Origin of the sequence: Rhodococcus sp. AG1013, assembly GCF_003350365.1 — a bacterium.
GTDB lineage: Bacteria > Actinomycetota > Actinomycetes > Mycobacteriales > Mycobacteriaceae > Prescottella.
In genome coordinates this window covers 143,430-160,628 of record NZ_QQAT01000013.1, presented here as the reverse complement: position 1 = coordinate 160,628, position 17,199 = coordinate 143,430, and the positions used below count along the sequence as shown (strand labels likewise).

Genomic DNA, 17,199 nt, shown 5'->3' with positions numbered 1-17,199 from the left:
AGATGCTCTTCGCCGACTTGCCCGTCACCACCGCCCACGACGCGAACGTCAGACGCTCGGCCGCATCACGCGGCGGCACATCGACATCGCCGGACCCGGCAGGCGCCTCGATTACCGCGGCCTCGGGAACCTCCGGCGCTTCAGCTTCGGTCGTGTCGCCCTCGGTTGCGGCAGCCTCGCGCTCGGCCTGCTGCTGCGCGGCCAGGGCCGCGACCTCCTCGCGGTTCTCGACCGCGTAGTGCAGGTACTTCGCGACGTCCTGCATGCTCGCGTCCTTGACGGCCGCGAGCTGTAACTGCGGAATGTCGAACTCGTACTCGACCCGGTTCTTGATCCGCACCGCCATCAGCGAGTCCAGACCCAGCTCGACCAGCGGAATCTCCGCAGGCAGATCCTCCGGCGCGTAACCCATCGACTCCGCGACGATGATCGTCAACCGATCCTCGAGGGACTGCGAGCTGCTGGGATCCCACCGGTCACCGAACGTCTCGACAACCTCGGGAAGCTCCTCCGTCGGCGGACTGGATTGCGGCGTAGCCGGTTCGGTGACGATCGGTGCCGGTACCACCTCGCCCGACGCGATGACGGCCTCGAACAGCAGGGCAAACCCTGCTGCGTTGGTACGGAATTCGGCGCTCGTGCCCGGCCGGCAGTGCACCTGTACCGAGGCCCCGCCCAGGTGTGGTGACAGGGTCGCGGTGACAGTCCCTGCGGTCGGCAGGTCGCCGTGCGTATGTGCGGCAGCGAGAGTCGCTGCCGGGAACAGTTCGCTGGCCACATCCGTGACGAGTGCGTCGAAGTCGGAGAACGCCGACACCGGTACCTCCCACGCGTACCGCCCGTCGGCCAGCGCGACCCGTGCGCCGATGTTCGTGATCTGTCCTTCAGTCATGCGGATTCCCCCTCCTCGTGACGCCCACACCCCGGACGGGGTCTTGCGTCTACCCAGCCGTGTACCCCACCGATTCCGTAACGCGCCCCCAGCGCCGGATCGGAACGGGTGGATCATGACATGCCGAGTGCAGCTCCGGAGCCGGTACGCGGATTCGGTCGTGGACATCCGGCGCACACGGGTCACAATGAGTATGTGAAGGTCGAGATCCTGTATGTCGATGCGTGCCCGAACTCGCGGGAGGCGGGCGAGCGCGTCCTGGCGGCGCTGGCCAGCGTGGGCCGGGCGGACGTGGAGATCGAGTACCGAGTGCTGGCCACGAGCGCGGAGGCCGCGGCATCGCAGTTCGCGGGTTCTCCGACGATCCTGGTCGACGGGGTGGATCCGTTCCCGGCGGAGCGGGTCGCGGACCTGGCGTGCCGGGTGTACCGGACCGAGTCCGGGCTCGCGGGTGTGCCGACGGTGGCGCAGTTGGCCGAGGTGTTCCGCGGCCGTTGACGGGCCGGCGGGGGCCGTCGCCGATTCCTCGACTCGGCAGCGGGGATCAGCCTGTGCGGTGAACCGTCGTGTTAGCCTGCGGCGGGGAGGCCAAGGGGAGATATGCCTGATTCGTTGTACAGCTCAGCCCGCGACAGCCGCCGTCCGAATCTGCGCCGCCGACTACGGCGACTGAAGGTTCCGCTGCTTTTCGTCTCACTGTCGGTGCTGCCCGGACTCGTCTCGTTCCGTGTCTACGGAACGATTCTCGACGCTGCCGTGGTGACAATCCTGACGGCGCTGAGCATCAGCGCGGCGGCGTTCCTCTTCCGTCCACGGTGAATGCAACCGTGCCCCCGCCGATCTGGGATCGGCGGGGGCACCGTTGCGGTTGAGAGTTGTTCTCGCGCAGACTACTTGAGCTCGGCCGAGCTCTTGCCGAGCAGTCGTCGGGCGATGATGAGCTGCTGGATCTGCTGGGTGCCCTCGAAGATGTCGAGGATCTTGCTGTCGCGGGCCCACTTCTCGAGCAGCGGGCGCTGCGAGTACCCGTAGCTGCCGGCGAGCTCGACGGCCTTGAGCGACACCGCGGTTCCGGTGCGCCCGGCCTTCGCCTTCGACATCGACGCCTCGAGCGAGTTGGGCTTCTTGTTGTCGGCCATCCACGCCGCCCGCAGCGCCAGCAGGTACGACGCCTCCCAGTCGGCCTCGAGCGCCAGGAACTCGGCGGCGGCGGCGTGCTGGTTGTAGGCGGGGGTGTCGTACGAGATCTCGACGCCGGCCTCCTCCAGGACGCTGCGCAACTCCTCGAGCACCGCCCGGCCCAGGCCCACGGCCATACCGGCGACGATGGGACGGGTGTTGTCGAACGTCTGCATGACGCCCGCGAAACCCTTCTCCACGTTCACTTCCGGGCTGCCGAGCAGGTTGTCCTTCGGGATCCGGCAGTCCTGCAGGAGCAGCACCGCGGTGTCGGACGCCTTGATGCCGAGTTTGTGCTCGAGGCGGGCCACGCTCAGACCCGGCGCCTCGCGCGGCACGACGAACGACTTGATCGCCGCGCGGCCCTTGCTCTTGTCGACGCTCGCCCACACCACGATGTGCGAGGAGCGCTCACCGGCGGTGACGAAGATCTTCTCGCCGTTGAGGACCCACTCGTCGCCGTCGAGCACCGCGGTGGCGGTGACGGCGGCGGAGTCGGAGCCGAAGCTGGGCTCGGTGATGGCCATCGAGGCCCACACCTTGCCGAAGCGCTCGAGCTGCTCGTCGGTCGCGACCGCGGCGATCGCCGAGTTGCCGAGGCCCTGGTAGGGGATCGACAGCGTCAGACCGACGTCGCCCCAACAGGTCTCGATCACGTTCATCAGCGACGCCATGTTGCCGCCGTTGGCGTTGCCGATGACCTTGGGCTCGTCACCGTTCTGGTCGCTGGTACGACCCAGTGCCGCACCGGACGCGCCCTGGCCCGAGTCGTTCAGGCCCTCGACCATGGCGGCCATGGTGTCGAGTTCCTTGGGGTACTCGTGCTCGGACAGGTCGTACTTGCGGGAGATGGGCCGGAAGATTTCCGCTGCGACCTGATGCGCCTGGTTCGCAGAGGCCTTCAGCTTCTTGGGAAGTTCGAGATTGATCATCGAAAAGGTCTCCTAGTCGAAAGATTCGACAGATCGGGTCGGCGTCAGATGAGGACGATGCCTTCGGCAACGCCGATGGCTCGCAGGTCGCGGTACCAGCGCTCCACCGGGTGTTCCTTGGTGTAGCCGTGTCCGCCGAGCAGCTGGACGCCGTCCAGGCCGATCTGCATGCCCTTGTCGGATGCGAGCTTGCGGGCCAGCGCCGCCTCGCGGGCGAACGAGAGGCCTTGCTCCGCGCGGGACGCGCCGCGCAGGGTCACCAGGCGCATGCTGTCGAGCTCGATCGCGATGTTCGAGATCATGAACGCGACGGCCTGGCGGTGGCTGATCGGCTCGCCGAACGCCTCCCGCTCGTTGGCGTAGGGGATCACGTAGTCGAGCACGGCCTGGCTGGTGCCCACCGCGAGCGACGCCCAGCCCAGGCGGGCGAGACGGATCGCGTCGGCGTACTCGCGCGCACGCTGGTCGGCGTCGCCGTCGCCGAGGATCGCGGACTCGGGCACCGCGACATCGGTGAGGATCAGCCGGCCCAGGCCCGCGGCGCGCAGGCCCATGCTCGGATCCGCCTCCACCACCAGGCCCTCGGTGTCGGACTCGATGAGGAAGAACGCCGGGCGGCCGTCGAGTTCGGCGGCCACGACGAACAGTTCCGCCGACCCGGCCGCGGGCACCAGCGACTTGACACCGTTGAGCCGGTAGCCGCTGGGGGAGCGGACGGCCTTGGTCTGCAGCGCGAACGGGTCGAACAGCGCGCGCGGTTCGCTCACCACGACCGCGGCGGCGGGCACGTTCTCGCCGGCGAACGCGGGCAGATACGTCTTCTGCTGCTCGTCGGTGCCCCACTGGGTGAGGGCGACGGCTACGCCGCTGGGGGCGAGGATCGGCAGCGCCAGGCCCATGTCGCCGTGCGCGAGGGCCTCGGCGACGAGCGAGTTGGTGACCGCGCCGCGCTCGGAGGCGACACCCTCGAACTCCTCGGGGATGTTGATGAGGGTGATGCCGAGTTCGGCGGAGCGCTTGAGCAGATCCGCGGGTGCGGCGGCGGCCTCGTCGGCGTCGTGCGCGGCCGGGCGCAAGATCTCGGCCGAGAACTCGCGCACCGTCTCGACGATCATCTTCTGCTCGTCGTCGGGCGTCAGGTCGAAGTAGCCGGCGTTCTTGGTGGCACCGTCGGGCAGGCGCTTGGGCGCGCCGCCGCCGGAGACCCGGTTGAACGTGCGGGTCGCGGCCCCGAGGGTCTTGAAGCCGGTCTTGGTGCCCTCGTAGGTGACGCGATCGATGGTCTGGCGCAGGTTGTACTTCTCGGCCAGGTCGGAACCCGTGATCCGGGTCAGCACGCGCATCGCGGCGCCCATGGCATCGCGCTTGACCGGGTTCAAGCCGACCGCCGAGGTGTCGCGGGGCTCACGCTTGGCGCCGTTCGTCTTCACAACGTCTTGCTTGCTCATGGTCACCATTTCTCGGTGTTCGGTCTTGGACGATTCACCACCTTACTCCGGAGTAAGATATGAAGTCGAGCGAATCCCGAAAGTGATGAGTGTCATGAGTCGGGCATTTCGCGCTGCGGCCGAAAACCTGCACACAACCTTCACAACTCCTGCCGGGCATCCCCACAACCGCCCAATACAGTCGAGATCGTGACGAACCGAGATGGGGCGAACCGGCGGAGAGTGCTCGTCGTCGACGACGAACGCACGATCTCCGAATCGATCGCTGCGCGGCTGCGCGCCGAGGGTTACGAGGTGCGGGCCGCCTACGACGGACCGACCGCTGTGTCGGAGTGCGAGGCATTCGGTCCCGACGTCGTCGTGCTGGACGTCATGCTGCCCGGTTTCGACGGGCTCGAGGTGTGCCGCCGCATCCAGGCGTCTCGGGCGGTTCCGGTGCTGATGCTGACCGCGCGGGCCGACGAGACGGACATGGTGATCGGGCTCGGGGTGGGCGCCGACGACTACCTGAGCAAGCCGTTCAGCATGCGGGTGCTGGTCGCCCGGGTCGCCGCGCTGCTGCGCCGGGCCGACCGCGCGGCGGAGTCGGACCTGCTGGTGCTCGGCGACGTGGCGATCGACCTCAGTGCCCGCTCGGTCCGCGCGGCGGGCGTCGAGGTGCACCTCACCCGCACCGAATTCGACCTGTTGGCGCACCTGGCGTCGCGGCCGCGCGCCGCGATCGCCCGCGAGACCCTGCTCGAGCAGGTGTGGGGCTGGGGCGACGCCGCGAGCAGTCGCACCGTCGACAGTCATGTGAAGGCATTGCGCCGCAAGCTCGGTGGCGACGTGATCCGCACCGTGCACGGGGTGGGCTACGCGCTCGAGGTCCCGAGATGAACTGGCCCCGTCCCCTCGACCCGCTGCGCTCGTTCAAGGCCAAGACCGGCCTGCTCGTGGTCGCCTCGCTGCTGCTCGCCTCGCTGACGTTCTGGGCCACGTCGCAGTGGCAGTTCCGGTTCGCGCTCCTGTCGGCGCTCGTCGCGGCGCTGGTGGTGACGCAGGTCCTCGCGCACGGCATGACCTCGCCGCTGCGGGAGATGACCGCCGCGGCGAAAGCGATGGCGACCGGCGACTATTCGCGCAGGGTGCGGTCCACGTCGCGGGACGAGATCGGGCAACTGGCCACGGCGTTCAACCAGATGGCCGAGGACCTCGAGGCCGAGGACCGGTACCGCCGTGAACTGATCGGCAACGTCTCGCACGAACTGCGCACGCCGATAGCGGCGCTGCAGGCGGTGCTCGAGAACGTCGTCGACGGGGTCGAGTCGCCCGACGAGTCGACGATGCGGTCGGCGCTCGCGCAGACCGAGCGGCTCGGCAGCCTGGTGGCCGACCTCCTGGATCTGTCGAGGATCGAGGGAGGTGCGGTTCCGCTGCAGCAGAGCGCCTTCGAGGTCGAGCCGTTCCTGGGCGAGGTGATCCGGCAGGCGTCGAGCCCGGCGCGACCGCTGCTGGTGGACGTGGACGTCTCGCCGACCGGACTGCGGGCCGTGGCCGACACCGCCCGGCTGCACCAGGTGATCGCGAACCTCGTCGACAACGCGGCCCGGCACGGTTCGCAGGACGTGCCCGTGCGGATCCGGATCCGGGTCCGCGCCGACCCGCACGCCGGCGAGCTGATCCTCGACGTCCACGACGACGGCCCCGGAATCCCCGCGGCGGACCGTTCCCGGGTGTTCGAACGCTTCGCGCGCGGCGGTGCCCAGGACGGCGGAACAGGGCTGGGCCTCGCGATCGCCCGCTGGGCGGTGGATCTGCACGCGGGCCGGATCGAAGTCCTCGACACCGCGTCCGGCTGCTGTATCCGGGTGACACTGCCCCAGGGCTAGACCCCAACTCACGATCGACATCCGCTCGGGACCGGACCTTTCCGGTCCCGCGATGACGCCTGCCCGCCCACGGCCGGGCACAGACGAGGAGGACATCATGACCGCACCGACGACGATCCCGCCGGAGTTCGTCCCGACCGACGGTCTGTGGCACTGGCGCCGCGACGTGTGGCGGAGCGACCGGACATCGATGGCGCCCCGCGGGGCCCTGGTGGCCGCGCTGACCGCCGGCACCATCGCGACCCTGACGCTGCAGGTGACGGTGGTGAGCATCGCGTACCTCCTCACCGGAGCGGCGGTGGCGGCGACGGCCTTCGTCACCGTGCGCCCGCGCCCGACGCCGCTACAGCTCGTGGTGGTCGTCGGTGCGCTCGCCCTGCTCGCGGTGGCGGCGCTCCGCGGCGCCGACTGGCTGGTGGCGCTGTGTGTGGTGGCGAGTTGGGTGGTGGGATCGGTTGCGCTGGTGGGGGGCTGGACGTGGACCGGGCTTGCGCTCGCGTCCGTCGCGTTGTGGCTCACCCCGGTCCGGGTGACCGGTTGGGTGCGCCGCGGTCGTGCTCGGCTGCGGCCCGGGCGCAGGGTCGAGCCGGTTCGGGTCTTCGTTGTGGCCGCGATCAGCGTGGCACTGTTGGCGGTGTTCGGATCGCTGTTCGTCAGCGCGGACCCGGAGTTCGGCAGACTGTTCGACGCCGCGTTGCCCGACGTCCGGGTCGGCAATCCCGCCGGGCGCGTGCTCCTCGGTCTCTTCGTCGCGGGCATGGCGTTGGCGTCGGCGTACCTGCGGAGGCGGACGCCGCGATTCGATGCCCTCGCACCCGGACCCGGCCACCCGCTCGCGCGGTGGGAGTGGGCGGTGCCGCTCGCGCTGCTCGACGCACTGTTCGCGGGCTTCGTCGCGGTGCAGGTGCGGGTGCTGTTCGGCGGGGACCGGCACGTCCGGGACACCGTCGGACTGACCTACGCGAACTACGCGCGGCAGGGCTTCTGGCAGCTCGCGGCGGTCACCGTTCTCACGTTGGCTCTCGTCGCCGTCGCGGTGCGCAAAGTGGACCGCCGCAGCGCGGGGGACCGGGCGCTCGCTCGGGTGCTGCTGGGCCTGCTCTGTGGTCTCGGGCTCGTCGTCGTGGCGTCGGCGGTGCACCGGATGTCGCTGTACGAGAACGAGTTCGGATTCACCCGGCTGCGGCTGAGCGTGATGGCGACCGAGCTGTGGCTCGGAGTCGTGTTCGTGCTGCTGCTCCTGGCGGGAATCCGGATGTCGGCGCGATGGCTGCCCCGGGCGGTGCTGGCGTCGGCCGCGATCGGCTTGCTCGGGTTCGCGGCGCTGAACCCGGACGGCTACATCGCCGAACGGAACGTGCAGCGGTACGCCGCGACCGGCGACATCGACGTCGCGTACCTGGGCGGGTTGTCCGTCGACGCCGTGCCCGCGCTCGACCGGCTCGCCGAACCTGTGCGCTCGTGCGCGCTGTCCGGCATCGACGTCGGCGGCGGTACGGCGTGGTTCGAGTACAACGCGGCCCGATCGCGGGCACGGGAGATCCTGCGGGGCCGGCCGGTGACGGCGTGTACCCACGGGTCCTGGTGAGGGCGGACGTCAGTGCCAGGGAACGATGGGCGGCTTGACCCACATGATCTTCTCGTCGGCGTGCGCGGGTGCGGCGCGCGGATCGTCGGGATGGGCCTGGGCCCACCGGGTCTTCTCGTCGACCAACTCCGCGGCCACCGTCCACGTCTCGCGGGTACTCGGCGGGTTCGCGCCGGCCGCCCGTGCCAGCTTGCGGAGCCGATCGTCGGGCAGGTCGAGCAGTTCGGCGCCGGTGATCGAGCGGTCCCACACGAACCGCGCCAGTTCCAGCGCCTTCTCCCGACGCTTGCGGCTCGCCTGATCAGTGTGGGCGAAGTCGACCTCGTCCGCGTCCATCCCGGTCACTCCCGTCGCTACTCGTGTCTGTGCTGGACCTGCCTTCCCTTGATTCGCGCACTTATCGGTGTCGGCGGAGCCCGAATCACACCGATAAGTGCGCAAATCGCGGGGGAATCAGCGAAGGCGGGCCAGGACCTCGTCGTGCAGCAGGCCGTTGGTGGCCACCGCGCTGCCGCCGTGGGGGCCGTCGGCGCCCTCGAGGCTGGTGAAGCGGCCACCCGCCTCGCGGACCAGCAGGTCCAGCGGCGCGAGGTCCCACAGCGACACCTCGGGCTCGGCCGCGATCTCGAGCGTGCCCTCGGCCAACAGGCAGTAGGAGAAGAAGTCGCCGTAGCCGCGGATGCGCCACACCTCGTCGGTGAGGTCGACGAAGCGGTCGCGGATGCCGCGTTCCTTCCACCCGGACAGCGACGAGAACGCCAGGCTCGACGACGCCAGGTCGCCCACCGCCGACACCGACAGCCGTCGGGCGTCGCCGCCGTCGTACGACGCCCACGCGCCCTCACCGGCCGACGCCCACCAGCGACGGTTCAGTGCCGGGGCGCTCACCACGCCGACGACGGGGACGCCGTCCTCGAGCAGTGCGATCAGGCTGGCCCACACCGGGACACCGCGCACGAAGTTCTTGGTGCCGTCGATCGGGTCGATCACCCACTGCCGACCCTCGAACTTCGCGTCGCCGCCGAACTCCTCGCCGAGGACGTCGTCGCCGGGCCGTTCCACCGCCAACGTCGCGCGCACTGCCCGCTCCACCGCCAGGTCGGCATCCGACACCGGGGTGAGGTCGGGCTTGGAATCCACCTTCAGATCCAGCGCGCCGAATCGAGCGCGGGTGATGGCGTCGGCCTCGTCGGCGATGCGGCGGGCGAGAGTCAGGTCGGCGGCGCGTGCGGTCACGACAGCAAAGCCTACCGGCGCCCTCCCGCGGTTGCTTCCAGCTAAGGCCTCAGGCGGATTCGGATGGATAACCGGCAATCAGTGACGAATATGGACTACTGATTGCTGAACATTGGCGGATGTGACACTCTTGAGCGCGAATCGTGGCGGAAGCCACAATCCTCGGTCGTCGAAGGGACGGTTACATGTCGCTCAGTTCAACTGCGCGCGACGCGATGCAGGATGTGATGCGGCTCGAAGGCGCCTATATCGGCGGGCAACTCGTGTCGCTCGACGGCGCCGAATGCGTGCCGGTCATCTCGCCACGCGACGGCCGGTCGCTCGGGGTACTGCACGCAAGCGACGAGATGCACGTCGACCTCGCCGTCTACGTCGCCCGATCGGCCTTCCGGACGTCCGGCTGGGCCACGGCGCCGGCGCGCGAGCGGGGCGAGGTCCTGAAGAAGTGGGCCCTCCTCGTCGGGGAGAACGCCCAGGAACTGGCCACCATCATCTCGCTCGAGATGGGCAAGCCGGTGTCCCAAGCGCTCAACGTGGAGTTGGCAGCAGTCGAGAAGTGCATCCGGTGGTACGGCGAACTCGCCGACAAGCTGTCGGACAAGCTGATCGCGCACGAGGCGTCCGTGCTGGCGTACTCGGTCGAGGCCCCGGCCGGCGTGGTGGCCGCCGTGGTGCCGTGGAACTTCCCGCTCACGATGACCGCATGGAAGCTCGCGCCCGCACTCCTCGCCGGCAACTCGGTGGTCGTGAAACCGTCGGAGCAGACGCCGTTCTCGGCACTGCGACTGGCGGAACTGGCCGGCGAGGCCGGACTGCCGGCGGGTGTGCTGAACGTCGTGAACGGCCTGGGTCGGGACGCCGGTCAGGCGCTCGGCCGGCACCCCGACGTCGACGTCCTGACCTTCACGGGATCGCCGGTCACCGGGCGCGCCTTCATGAAGTACAGCGCCGAATCGAACGGCAAGCGGGTGTGGCCGGAGCTCGGCGGGAAATCCGCCACCATCGTCCTGCCCGACGCCGACATCCGGGCCGCCGCCGCCAGCGCCGCCGAGAACGCATTCTTCAACCAGGGCCAGATGTGCAGTGCCTCGTCTCGGCTGATCGTGTTCGAGGACAACGCCGACGAGGCTGTCGCCGCGGCGTGCGAGATTGCTGCCGCGCTGCAGCCGCGGGACCCGCTCGACGCCGGTACCGCCTTCGGCGCCATCGTCAGCGCCGGCGCGGTGGCCGGGATCGAGGCCAAGGTCGCGGACGCGCTCGAGCAGGGGGCGGTCCTGGCCGCCGGCAGCCCGCGGCGCGCTGTGGTGCAGGGCCTCGAAGGGGGCTCGTACTTCGCTCCTGTCGTCCTCGATCACGTCGATCCCGATTCCCGGATCGCGCAGGAGGAGGTTTTCGGGCCGGTCCTCTCGGTCATCCGCGTCAGCAGCGAGGCGGAGGCGATCCGCGTCGCCAACGACACCCGGTACGGACTCGCGGCCTCGGTGTGGGGCAGTGACGTCGCCGCGATCCACCGCGTCACGCGTGCCGTGAAGGCCGGCGTGATCTGGGTGAACTGCTACGAGGAGGGCGACATGCGCCTTCCCTTCGGCGGTGTGAAGGAGAGCGGATTCGGGCGGGACAAGGGCGCCGATGCACTGCACAAGTACACCGACACCACCGCGGTCTGGATGAAGCTCGATGGCTGATCGCCCCCTGATCGCGATCACCACGTGGCGGCGCGATCTCCCCACCTACCTCGGCGAGCGGACCGACCTGTTCACCGTGGGCACCGAGTACGTCCGGTTCTTCGCCGCGCAGGGCCTGTCCGTGATCCTCGTTCCGGAATGCACCGGCGACGACGCCGCGACCCTGCTCTCGCACGTGAGCGGGCTCGTGCTCTCCGGGGGAGAGGACGTGGGCGAGTGGATCGCCCGCGGCGAGGACGTCGGTGCCCCGCCCGACGCCACCACCCGTGACGTGACCGAGCATGCGCTCGTCGTGGCCGCACGGGAACTCGGTCTGCCGGTCTTCGGCATCTGCCGCGGAATGCAACTGCTCGCGGCCCTCCACGGCAGCCGGGTCGTCGACCTGCCCGCCGTCCGGGACCTGCACCCGTACGGGCTCGCGCCCGAGGCCCAACTCGACCACCGTCACGAGATCGACATCGCGTCCGGCCCGGCGCCGTCCGCCGTTCGAGGTATGCGTGTCAATTCGATTCACCAGCAAGCGATCTCGCATTGCCCGGATGGTTTCGCCGTGACCGCGACGGCCGCGGACGGGACGATCGAAGCGATCGAGTCGACCACCGACTGGTACGCCGCGGGCGTGCAGTGGCATCCCGAGAAGATGTGCGGCGCCGACGAGTTCGCCGGACAGGAAGAGTTCATCGCTCCGTTCGTCGCAGCCGTCAAGAGCTACCGACAAACCGCCTGACCACCGAGACCGAAGAATGCACCGAACAGAAAGAGGAACCCCGTGACCGAGCAGAAGCTCTTCTTCGAATACGAGAACGGCCCCCGTGCCATCGCCACCATGCACCTCGACCTGGCACCGAAGACGTGCGACGCGTTATGGGGTGCGCTGGTGAAGCCCGTGACCGTCGATGCGATGCACGCGATGTACGCCGGACCGGAGGTGATGACCGGCCTTCCCGAGGAGGCTCAGAATTTCGATCCGGAGGCAGTCCCGTTCGAGAACCAGCAGGTCATTCCGGGCGTCGGTGACGTGCTCTGGTACTACCAGCGTCCGATGCAGATGGGCGGCCTGCCGTTCGAGTGGTACGAGGTCGGCGTCTGCTACGCCCCCGGCGTGCGCACGTTCGGTCCGCTCGGATGGACCCCCGTCAACGTGTTCGCCACCGTCACCGAAGGACTCGCGGACTTCGCGAAGGCCTCGGCCGACATCCGGATCACCGGGCTGAAGAAGCTCACGATCGGTCGCGTCGAATAGCTCCGAAGCCAGTGGGGCCGTGCCCGCCGCCGACGTAGCCGGCGGGCACGGCCCCATTCGTCTGCGCAGGTTCGGGCGGAAACTGTTCGGCTCAAAGGTGTTCGGTACGGACCGCACGCCGAAACGCCGCACCACATCGCGTGTGGTGCGGCGCTGGGTGTATCGAGACCGAGGTCAGGCCACGACGTCGTCGACGAACAACGGGCCGCGACGAACGGCTTTGAGTACCACCCGGGATTCGGCGATCTCCACGGTTGTCAGGGATCCGATCACGCTGTTCTGGAAGTCGAACAGCGCCTCCTCGTCCGTGAACAGTCCGTCGACCAACAGTCCGGCGTGCCCGGTGAGAGCCGCGCAGTATCGAACGGACGGATGAGTGGCGAGTGAACCGCCGATGCTCTCGATGTCTCCTCCGCGGATGTGCAGCCACAGCATGGCCTCGACCTTGAAGCCGAAGAATGTGGGCGCCACCTCGGTGCGAACCCGCAGGACGCCGACACCGAACAGGGTGTCGAGCCGACGACGAACGGTCTGCGCGTTGATGCCGGCGTCCTGCGCGAGCATCGAGATCGTCGCCCGCCCATCGTTGCTCAGCTGGTCGATCAGGTTCTGGTCGACGGCATCGAGAACCACCGGCGTGGAGCTGGTCGACGGCGCGTGCCAGGGTGCGGACTTACGAAGGGCCTCGACCTGCTCCGCCGGCAGTATCCCGGCGTGCCAGTCCAGGCCCATCAGGTAGGACCGCAGAACGGTACTGACCTCGAACGCCCGCAGGCCGGGGATGGCCGGAAGCGTCTGCAACAGCAACACTTGATGCGCCTCGGCGCTCTCCACGAGAACGAGAGCGACGATGTCGCCCGAACCCTCGAGGATCGACACCGAGGACGCACCCGGCAGCGCTGCCACCCTGCTGGCCACCTGGGCCACCTGGTCGATCTCGGTGCCGAGGCGAATGAGTACACCCCGTGCGTGCAGCAACTTGTTCGCATCGACATAGGTGGACACCCGCACGCATCCCGTGTCGAGCAGATGCTGTCCACGTCGCATGACGGTCCGCGACGGAAGATCGATGACGCGACTGATGGCCTCCCAGGAGGCGCGTCCGTTTACCTGCAGTGCGCTCGCAATGAGCCGATCGGTGTCGCCCGTGTCATTGCCCTTCTGACTCATGGTCTGCAGCCTTCGTATGAGAATTTATGTGCGGGAAGAGAATTACACAGTGTAACCATGTCTCCGACGCTATTTCGTCAGGATCCGACTCTGCTCGCTGCGCCAGGAAACCGTCACCTCGCTGCCCGGGTACGCGATCGTCGAGGTCGGGGCGACGGCCCGAAGCTCTTGTCCCGCCGCCTCCACCACGATCAGCAGCTCGCTTCCCCGGAACACTCGGGACTTGACCACCGCGGTCAGGTGCGCGTCGCAGCCGTCCGGTGCGTTGACCCGGATGTCCTCCTGCCGGACCATCAGCAGCGACTCGCCACCGAAGGTCTCCGGGGCCGGCACGGTCACATCGCCCACCGACGCGCGCCGATCCGCGCCCCCCGTGACGTCGAGGAGGTTCGCGGCCCCCAGGAAATCGGCAGCGAAGCGCGTGCCCGGGTTCGCGTAGAGATCCTCGGGCGTACCGGACTGCTCGACGACGCCACCCTGCATCAGAATGACCTGGTCGGACATGCTCAGTGCTTCGTCCTGATCGTGCGTGACGAAAACGGTGGTCACGCCCAGACTCCGTTGCAGCGACACCAGTTCCACCTGCATGTCCTCGCGGAGGCGTGCATCGAGATTCGACAGAGGTTCGTCGAGCAGGATCAGCCGGGGGCCACCGACGATCGCGCGGGCCAATGCCACGCGCTGCTGTTGGCCGCCGGACAGCTGTCGTGGCATGCGCGACGCCAGGTGATCCATCTGGACCTGTTCCAGCGCCCGCACGGCGAGGTCCCGCTGTTCGGCGCGGGTTCCGTGCGCCTTTCCGCGCATCCGCAGGGGAAAGCGGACGTTCTCGAGCACGCTCATGTGCGGTAGGAGTGCATAACTCTGGAACATCATGCTCAGCCGCCGGTTCTCCGGCGCGAGGTCGGTGACGTCCTCTCCGCCCACCGAGATGGTCCCGGAGTCGACGGTCTCGAGGCCCGCGATGCACCGCAGCAGCGTCGACTTGCCACAGCCACTGGAACCGAGCAGCGACACGAAGCTGCCCGATTTCGCGTGGATGTCGACGCCCTTGAGTACCTTCACGTCCCCGAATGTCTTGTGAACGTCGGCGATGGTGAGATCGGCCATTAGCTGAAGACCTTTCCGAGACCGACGATCTTCTCGATCGCCAGGATTGAAATCGCGGTGAGGGCCATCGAGAGAGTCGAGACGGCCGCCACCGTCGGCGATGCGCTGAACTCGAGCTGTCCGTAGATGGCGAGGGGGAGTGTTTGGAGCTGGGGTGTCCGCAGGAAGAGCGCGATGACCGCGTCGTCGAAGGAGACGATGAAGGCCAGGAAGGCGCCGGCGATGATTCCGGGGCGGCACATCGGTAGCAGCACGTGCCAGTAGCGCTGCCACCAGCTGGCACCCATCACCCGGACGGCCTCTTCGGTGAACCCGTCGGACCTCGCGATCACCCCGAGGACCGTTCGGACGACGTAGGGGACGGTGATGACGACGTGCGCGAGCATCAGGATCCAGGGCGAGGATCCGCCCATCAACTGGGACACCGTCTGGAGGATGCCGATCGCGAAGATGATGCTCGGCATGGTCAGCGGCGACAGGGCAAACGACTGCAGTGCACCCGAACCGGGAACCTTGTGACGTGCGATCCCGATGGCGAAGGCCGTCCCGATCGCGGCCGCACCCACCGCGGCGATGAGGGCGACCTGCAGGCTGAACAGGAACGGATACGTGTACGTGGTGTCGGCCAGCGCATCCGCGAACCACTCCAGGCTGAGACCTTCGGGTGGGAAGGCCAGGAACTGATCCGAGTTGAACGCGGCTCCCACCACCACCGCGAGCGGGGCCAGCATGAACAGTGCGATGAGAACGAGGAAGACCTTGCCGGCGATCCTCAACGGAAGCGGAGTTGATCGAACCACTATTTCATCCTCGCGTTCGCAATTCGGTTGGTCGCCGCGATCGTGATGACGACGACCGCCAGGATCAGCACCGCCTGCGTCGCGGCGAAGGGGATGTCGTTGCTGACCGTCGCATCGTGGTAGATGAATCCGGCAATCACCGGAAGCTGCGCTCCACCAATGAGGTTCGGTGTGATGAACGAACTGATCGACAGTGCGAAGCACAGCGTGGCTCCGGAGACGATGCCCGGTAGGGACAGCGGAAGTATCACGTGCCGAAAGGTTCCGACGAATCCCGCGCCCATGGTTCGGGATGCTTCCCGGAGCCGCACGTCGATCCCGTTGATGACACCGAGAACCGACAGGACCGCGAACGGCACCAGCACCTGGATCATGGCGATGTTCACGCCGAGTTCGGTCCCCAGCAGACCCTGTCGAGCCTGGCTCAGATCCAGGAAACCCGGAATCTTCGCCAGCGGGCCGGACGGGCCCATGAGGATGACCCAGCCGAACGTCCGGATGACGACGCTGGTCATCAGCGGAAGGATTGTCGCGATCATCATGAAGGCCCGCGCTTTCGCGGAGAGCCCGGCCATGATGTACGCCAGCGGTACGGCAATGACGACCGAGACGATCGTCTGGATGAATGCCATCCGCAGTGACCGCTCCGATGCGCCGAGAGAGACCGACGACCCGAAGAACCTGGTGAAGTTGCTGAGGGTGAACCCGGAGGAATCTGTGGTGAAGCTGGCCAGAAGTGTTCTGGCGACGGGGATCACGAATGCGATCAGAAGCAGCGCAATGAGCGGCAGCACCAACAGCCAGGGTTCGGCGGAGCGCTTCCTCATCGCGCGATCTGCTCCTGCCACTGGTTCTGCCAAGCCGCGGACTTCCCGGTGATCTGCGCCGGATCGAACCTGACCAGCTTCTCCAGCGTCGGGCCCGACAGGATCTTGGACTGCAGGTCAGCGGGGACGACTGCCTTCGTGTTCACCGGCGAGTAGGCCATGCCGGTGACGAACTTCTCCTGGGCGCCCGCGCTCAGTGCGTAGTCGATGAACTTGGTGGCGAGGTCGGTGTTGGGGCGGCCGGCAACGACGTTGGCGGTGATGAACGACCCGGTCGTGCCCTCACGAGGCATGGTGAAGCCGACAGGCTGGCCGGCCTTGCGCAGCGTCTCCGCGTAGTCCTGCGAGTAGGGAGCCAGCCAGATGTCGCGGGCCGCGAAGGCCTGCTGGAGGTCGGACGACGTCTTGGTGATGATGGAGTCGCCGGCGCGGGCCGACTGGCCGATCGCGTCGATACCGGGGGTGACGTCGTCGATCGTCCCGCCCCGGGTGCCGTTGATCATCAGCATCCCGAGGGTGCCGTAGCTGTTCGACAGGTCCGTGAAGGCGACGTGCTGCCGGTACTCGGGGTTGAAGGCGTCGTTCCACGACGTGGGCTCGTCGATCTTGTCTGTGCGGTACAGCAGCCCCATCGGGGTGATCTGAACCACCGGTCCCTGCCCGCCGGCGAGATCGTTGCTCGCCTGGGCGATCAGGTCGGGACCGTTGGTGAGCGCGGACGGGTCGATCGGCGCGAGGAGTCCGTCCTTGGCTGCCACCGCCTCCTGGCCCCCGGAGAAGAAGACGACATCCATCTGCGGGCTCGACTTCTGGGCCTGGAGTTGCGCGAGCGCGTCCGAGCTGTACAGCGTCACCTGCTTGACCGTGACGTTGTTCTCCTTCTCGAACGGCTTCACCACGGCATCGGTGAAGTTCTTCTGCCACTCGCCACCGAACGTCGTGACGACGAGTTCGGACGCCGATGACGTCCCGGGCGTGCATGCGGTCAAGGAGGCGGCGGCGCCCACTGCGAGGGCGATTGCGGTGAGTGCGAGGCGACGTTTCATCTGACTTCCTGGATGTGGGTTGAGGCGTCCGAACAAGTCGACGCGGCCGACGGCGAGGTTCTTCGTGGGCTGTGACCCAGGCCACGAGTCGGATGAGTGTTGCATATTCGCCAGATTGAAGCAATAGAGTGGGCGAAGTAGACAATTGTCTTAAGGATTGTCACTCGAATTC

The 17,199-nt window shown here is 67.9% G+C and carries 17 protein-coding genes and 1 pseudogene; 8 read left to right on the top strand and 10 right to left on the bottom strand.

All coding sequences use genetic code 11. The features are described 5' to 3' along the window. Nucleotides 1–889, bottom strand: a pseudogene (locus DEU38_RS17175) (phosphopantetheine-binding protein); the annotation flags it as partial. A gap of 198 nt (nucleotides 890–1,087) precedes the next feature. Here DEU38_RS17175 and DEU38_RS17170 point away from each other — a divergent pair. Together DEU38_RS17170 and DEU38_RS17165 are read left to right on the top strand one after the other, a co-directional pair. Continuing rightward, entirely contained in the window at nucleotides 1,088–1,390 is a 303-nt protein-coding gene (locus tag DEU38_RS17170; protein ID WP_114722622.1) for an alkylmercury lyase, read from the top strand. 102 nt (nucleotides 1,391–1,492) lie between these two features. Beyond that, nucleotides 1,493–1,711, top strand: a complete 219-nt coding sequence (locus DEU38_RS17165) for a hypothetical protein (protein WP_114722597.1) — start codon at nucleotides 1,493–1,495, stop codon at nucleotides 1,709–1,711. A 71-nt stretch (nucleotides 1,712–1,782) separates the two neighbouring features. Here the strand turns inward: DEU38_RS17165 and DEU38_RS17160 are convergent, their stop codons facing one another. Together DEU38_RS17160 and DEU38_RS17155 are read right to left on the bottom strand one after the other, a co-directional pair. Continuing rightward, a complete protein-coding gene (locus tag DEU38_RS17160) occupies nucleotides 1,783–3,003 on the bottom strand; it encodes an acyl-CoA dehydrogenase family protein (protein WP_114722596.1) in 1,221 nt (406 codons plus the stop codon). Nucleotides 3,004–3,047: 44 nt separating this feature from the next. Continuing rightward, nucleotides 3,048–4,457, bottom strand: a complete 1,410-nt coding sequence (locus DEU38_RS17155; protein WP_397484726.1) for an acyl-CoA dehydrogenase family protein — start codon at nucleotides 4,455–4,457, stop codon at nucleotides 3,048–3,050. Between the two features lie 216 nt (nucleotides 4,458–4,673). Between DEU38_RS17155 and DEU38_RS17150 the strand changes: the two genes are divergently transcribed. The 3 genes from DEU38_RS17150 to DEU38_RS17140 all read left to right on the top strand — a co-directional run bounded on the left by DEU38_RS17150 (nucleotide 4,674) and on the right by DEU38_RS17140 (nucleotide 7,910). Continuing rightward, nucleotides 4,674–5,330: a response regulator transcription factor gene (locus tag DEU38_RS17150; protein ID WP_114722594.1), complete on the top strand. Its 657-nt coding sequence runs from the start codon at nucleotides 4,674–4,676 to the stop codon at nucleotides 5,328–5,330. Further along, nucleotides 5,327–6,322, top strand: a complete 996-nt coding sequence (locus DEU38_RS17145) for a HAMP domain-containing sensor histidine kinase (protein WP_114722593.1) — start codon at nucleotides 5,327–5,329, stop codon at nucleotides 6,320–6,322. Before DEU38_RS17150 ends, DEU38_RS17145 begins: the two co-directional genes overlap by 4 nt. A 97-nt stretch (nucleotides 6,323–6,419) precedes the next feature. After that, nucleotides 6,420–7,910, top strand: a complete 1,491-nt coding sequence (locus tag DEU38_RS17140) for a DUF4153 domain-containing protein (protein WP_114722621.1) — start codon at nucleotides 6,420–6,422, stop codon at nucleotides 7,908–7,910. Nucleotides 7,911–7,919: 9 nt separating this feature from the next. Here DEU38_RS17140 and DEU38_RS17135 read toward each other — a convergent pair whose 3' ends face one another. Continuing rightward, nucleotides 7,920–8,246 carry a hypothetical protein gene (locus tag DEU38_RS17135; RefSeq protein WP_114722592.1) on the bottom strand — a complete coding sequence of 109 codons (327 nt, stop codon included), beginning with the start codon at nucleotides 8,244–8,246 and terminating at the stop codon, nucleotides 7,920–7,922. A 117-nt stretch (nucleotides 8,247–8,363) separates the two neighbouring features. Continuing rightward, the gene (hisN, locus tag DEU38_RS17130) at nucleotides 8,364–9,146 is read right to left on the bottom strand and encodes a histidinol-phosphatase (RefSeq protein ID WP_114722591.1); all 783 of its coding nucleotides are present in this window, start codon (nucleotides 9,144–9,146) and stop codon (nucleotides 8,364–8,366) included. Nucleotides 9,147–9,331: 185 nt separating this feature from the next. Between hisN and DEU38_RS17125 the strand changes: the two genes are divergently transcribed. From DEU38_RS17125 to DEU38_RS17115, 3 genes are read left to right on the top strand one after another with little or no spacing between them, the layout of a single operon-like run. Beyond that, complete coding sequence (locus tag DEU38_RS17125) at nucleotides 9,332–10,831, top strand: aldehyde dehydrogenase family protein (RefSeq protein ID WP_114722590.1); 1,500 nt, start codon at nucleotides 9,332–9,334, stop codon at nucleotides 10,829–10,831. Continuing rightward, nucleotides 10,824–11,558 carry a gamma-glutamyl-gamma-aminobutyrate hydrolase family protein gene (locus DEU38_RS17120; RefSeq protein WP_114722589.1) on the top strand — a complete coding sequence of 245 codons (735 nt, stop codon included), beginning with the start codon at nucleotides 10,824–10,826 and terminating at the stop codon, nucleotides 11,556–11,558. The genes DEU38_RS17125 and DEU38_RS17120 overlap by 8 nt, the downstream gene beginning before the upstream one ends. Nucleotides 11,559–11,600: 42 nt before the next feature. Next, a complete protein-coding gene (locus tag DEU38_RS17115; protein ID WP_114722588.1) occupies nucleotides 11,601–12,074 on the top strand; it encodes a DUF3830 family protein in 474 nt (157 codons plus the stop codon). 174 nt (nucleotides 12,075–12,248) lie between these two features. On the opposite strand, the gene DEU38_RS17110 is transcribed toward DEU38_RS17115, so the two are convergent. The 5 genes from DEU38_RS17110 to DEU38_RS17090 form a co-directional block, all read right to left on the bottom strand. Beyond that, on the bottom strand, nucleotides 12,249–13,244 hold the full coding sequence (locus DEU38_RS17110) for an Lrp/AsnC family transcriptional regulator (RefSeq protein ID WP_114722587.1): 996 nt from the start codon (nucleotides 13,242–13,244) through the stop codon (nucleotides 12,249–12,251). 69 nt (nucleotides 13,245–13,313) lie between these two features. Continuing rightward, nucleotides 13,314–14,354: an ABC transporter ATP-binding protein gene (locus tag DEU38_RS17105; RefSeq protein ID WP_114722586.1), complete on the bottom strand. Its 1,041-nt coding sequence runs from the start codon at nucleotides 14,352–14,354 to the stop codon at nucleotides 13,314–13,316. Continuing rightward, nucleotides 14,354–15,154, bottom strand: coding sequence for an ABC transporter permease (locus DEU38_RS17100; RefSeq protein ID WP_114722585.1), 801 nt, complete (start codon nucleotides 15,152–15,154; stop codon nucleotides 14,354–14,356). Before DEU38_RS17100 ends, DEU38_RS17105 begins: the two co-directional genes overlap by 1 nt. Next, nucleotides 15,154–15,981: an ABC transporter permease gene (locus DEU38_RS17095; protein ID WP_114722584.1), complete on the bottom strand. Its 828-nt coding sequence runs from the start codon at nucleotides 15,979–15,981 to the stop codon at nucleotides 15,154–15,156. Before DEU38_RS17095 ends, DEU38_RS17100 begins: the two co-directional genes overlap by 1 nt. Next, on the bottom strand, nucleotides 15,978–17,027 hold the full coding sequence (locus DEU38_RS17090) for an ABC transporter substrate-binding protein (RefSeq protein ID WP_181818822.1): 1,050 nt from the start codon (nucleotides 17,025–17,027) through the stop codon (nucleotides 15,978–15,980). The genes DEU38_RS17095 and DEU38_RS17090 overlap by 4 nt, the downstream gene beginning before the upstream one ends. Nucleotides 17,028–17,199 lie beyond the last annotated feature (172 nt).

Excerpts from the sequence above, each read along its gene's own strand:
- DEU38_RS17165 (WP_114722597.1), top strand. The coding sequence starts at position 1,493 with ATGCCTGATTCGTTGTACAGCTCAGCCCGCGACAGCCGCCGTCCGAAT.
- DEU38_RS17160 (WP_114722596.1), bottom strand. The coding sequence starts at position 3,003 with ATGATCAATCTCGAACTTCCCAAGAAGCTGAAGGCCTCTGCGAACCAG.
- DEU38_RS17145 (WP_114722593.1), top strand. The coding sequence starts at position 5,327 with ATGAACTGGCCCCGTCCCCTCGACCCGCTGCGCTCGTTCAAGGCCAAG.
- DEU38_RS17140 (WP_114722621.1), top strand. The coding sequence starts at position 6,420 with ATGACCGCACCGACGACGATCCCGCCGGAGTTCGTCCCGACCGACGGT.
- DEU38_RS17135 (WP_114722592.1), bottom strand. The coding sequence starts at position 8,246 with ATGGACGCGGACGAGGTCGACTTCGCCCACACTGATCAGGCGAGCCGC.
- DEU38_RS17125 (WP_114722590.1), top strand. The coding sequence starts at position 9,332 with ATGTCGCTCAGTTCAACTGCGCGCGACGCGATGCAGGATGTGATGCGG.
- DEU38_RS17120 (WP_114722589.1), top strand. The coding sequence starts at position 10,824 with ATGGCTGATCGCCCCCTGATCGCGATCACCACGTGGCGGCGCGATCTC.
- DEU38_RS17110 (WP_114722587.1), bottom strand. The coding sequence starts at position 13,244 with ATGAGTCAGAAGGGCAATGACACGGGCGACACCGATCGGCTCATTGCG.
- DEU38_RS17105 (WP_114722586.1), bottom strand. The coding sequence starts at position 14,354 with ATGGCCGATCTCACCATCGCCGACGTTCACAAGACATTCGGGGACGTG.
- DEU38_RS17095 (WP_114722584.1), bottom strand. The coding sequence starts at position 15,981 with ATGAGGAAGCGCTCCGCCGAACCCTGGCTGTTGGTGCTGCCGCTCATT.
- DEU38_RS17090 (WP_181818822.1), bottom strand. The coding sequence starts at position 17,027 with ATGAAACGTCGCCTCGCACTCACCGCAATCGCCCTCGCAGTGGGCGCC.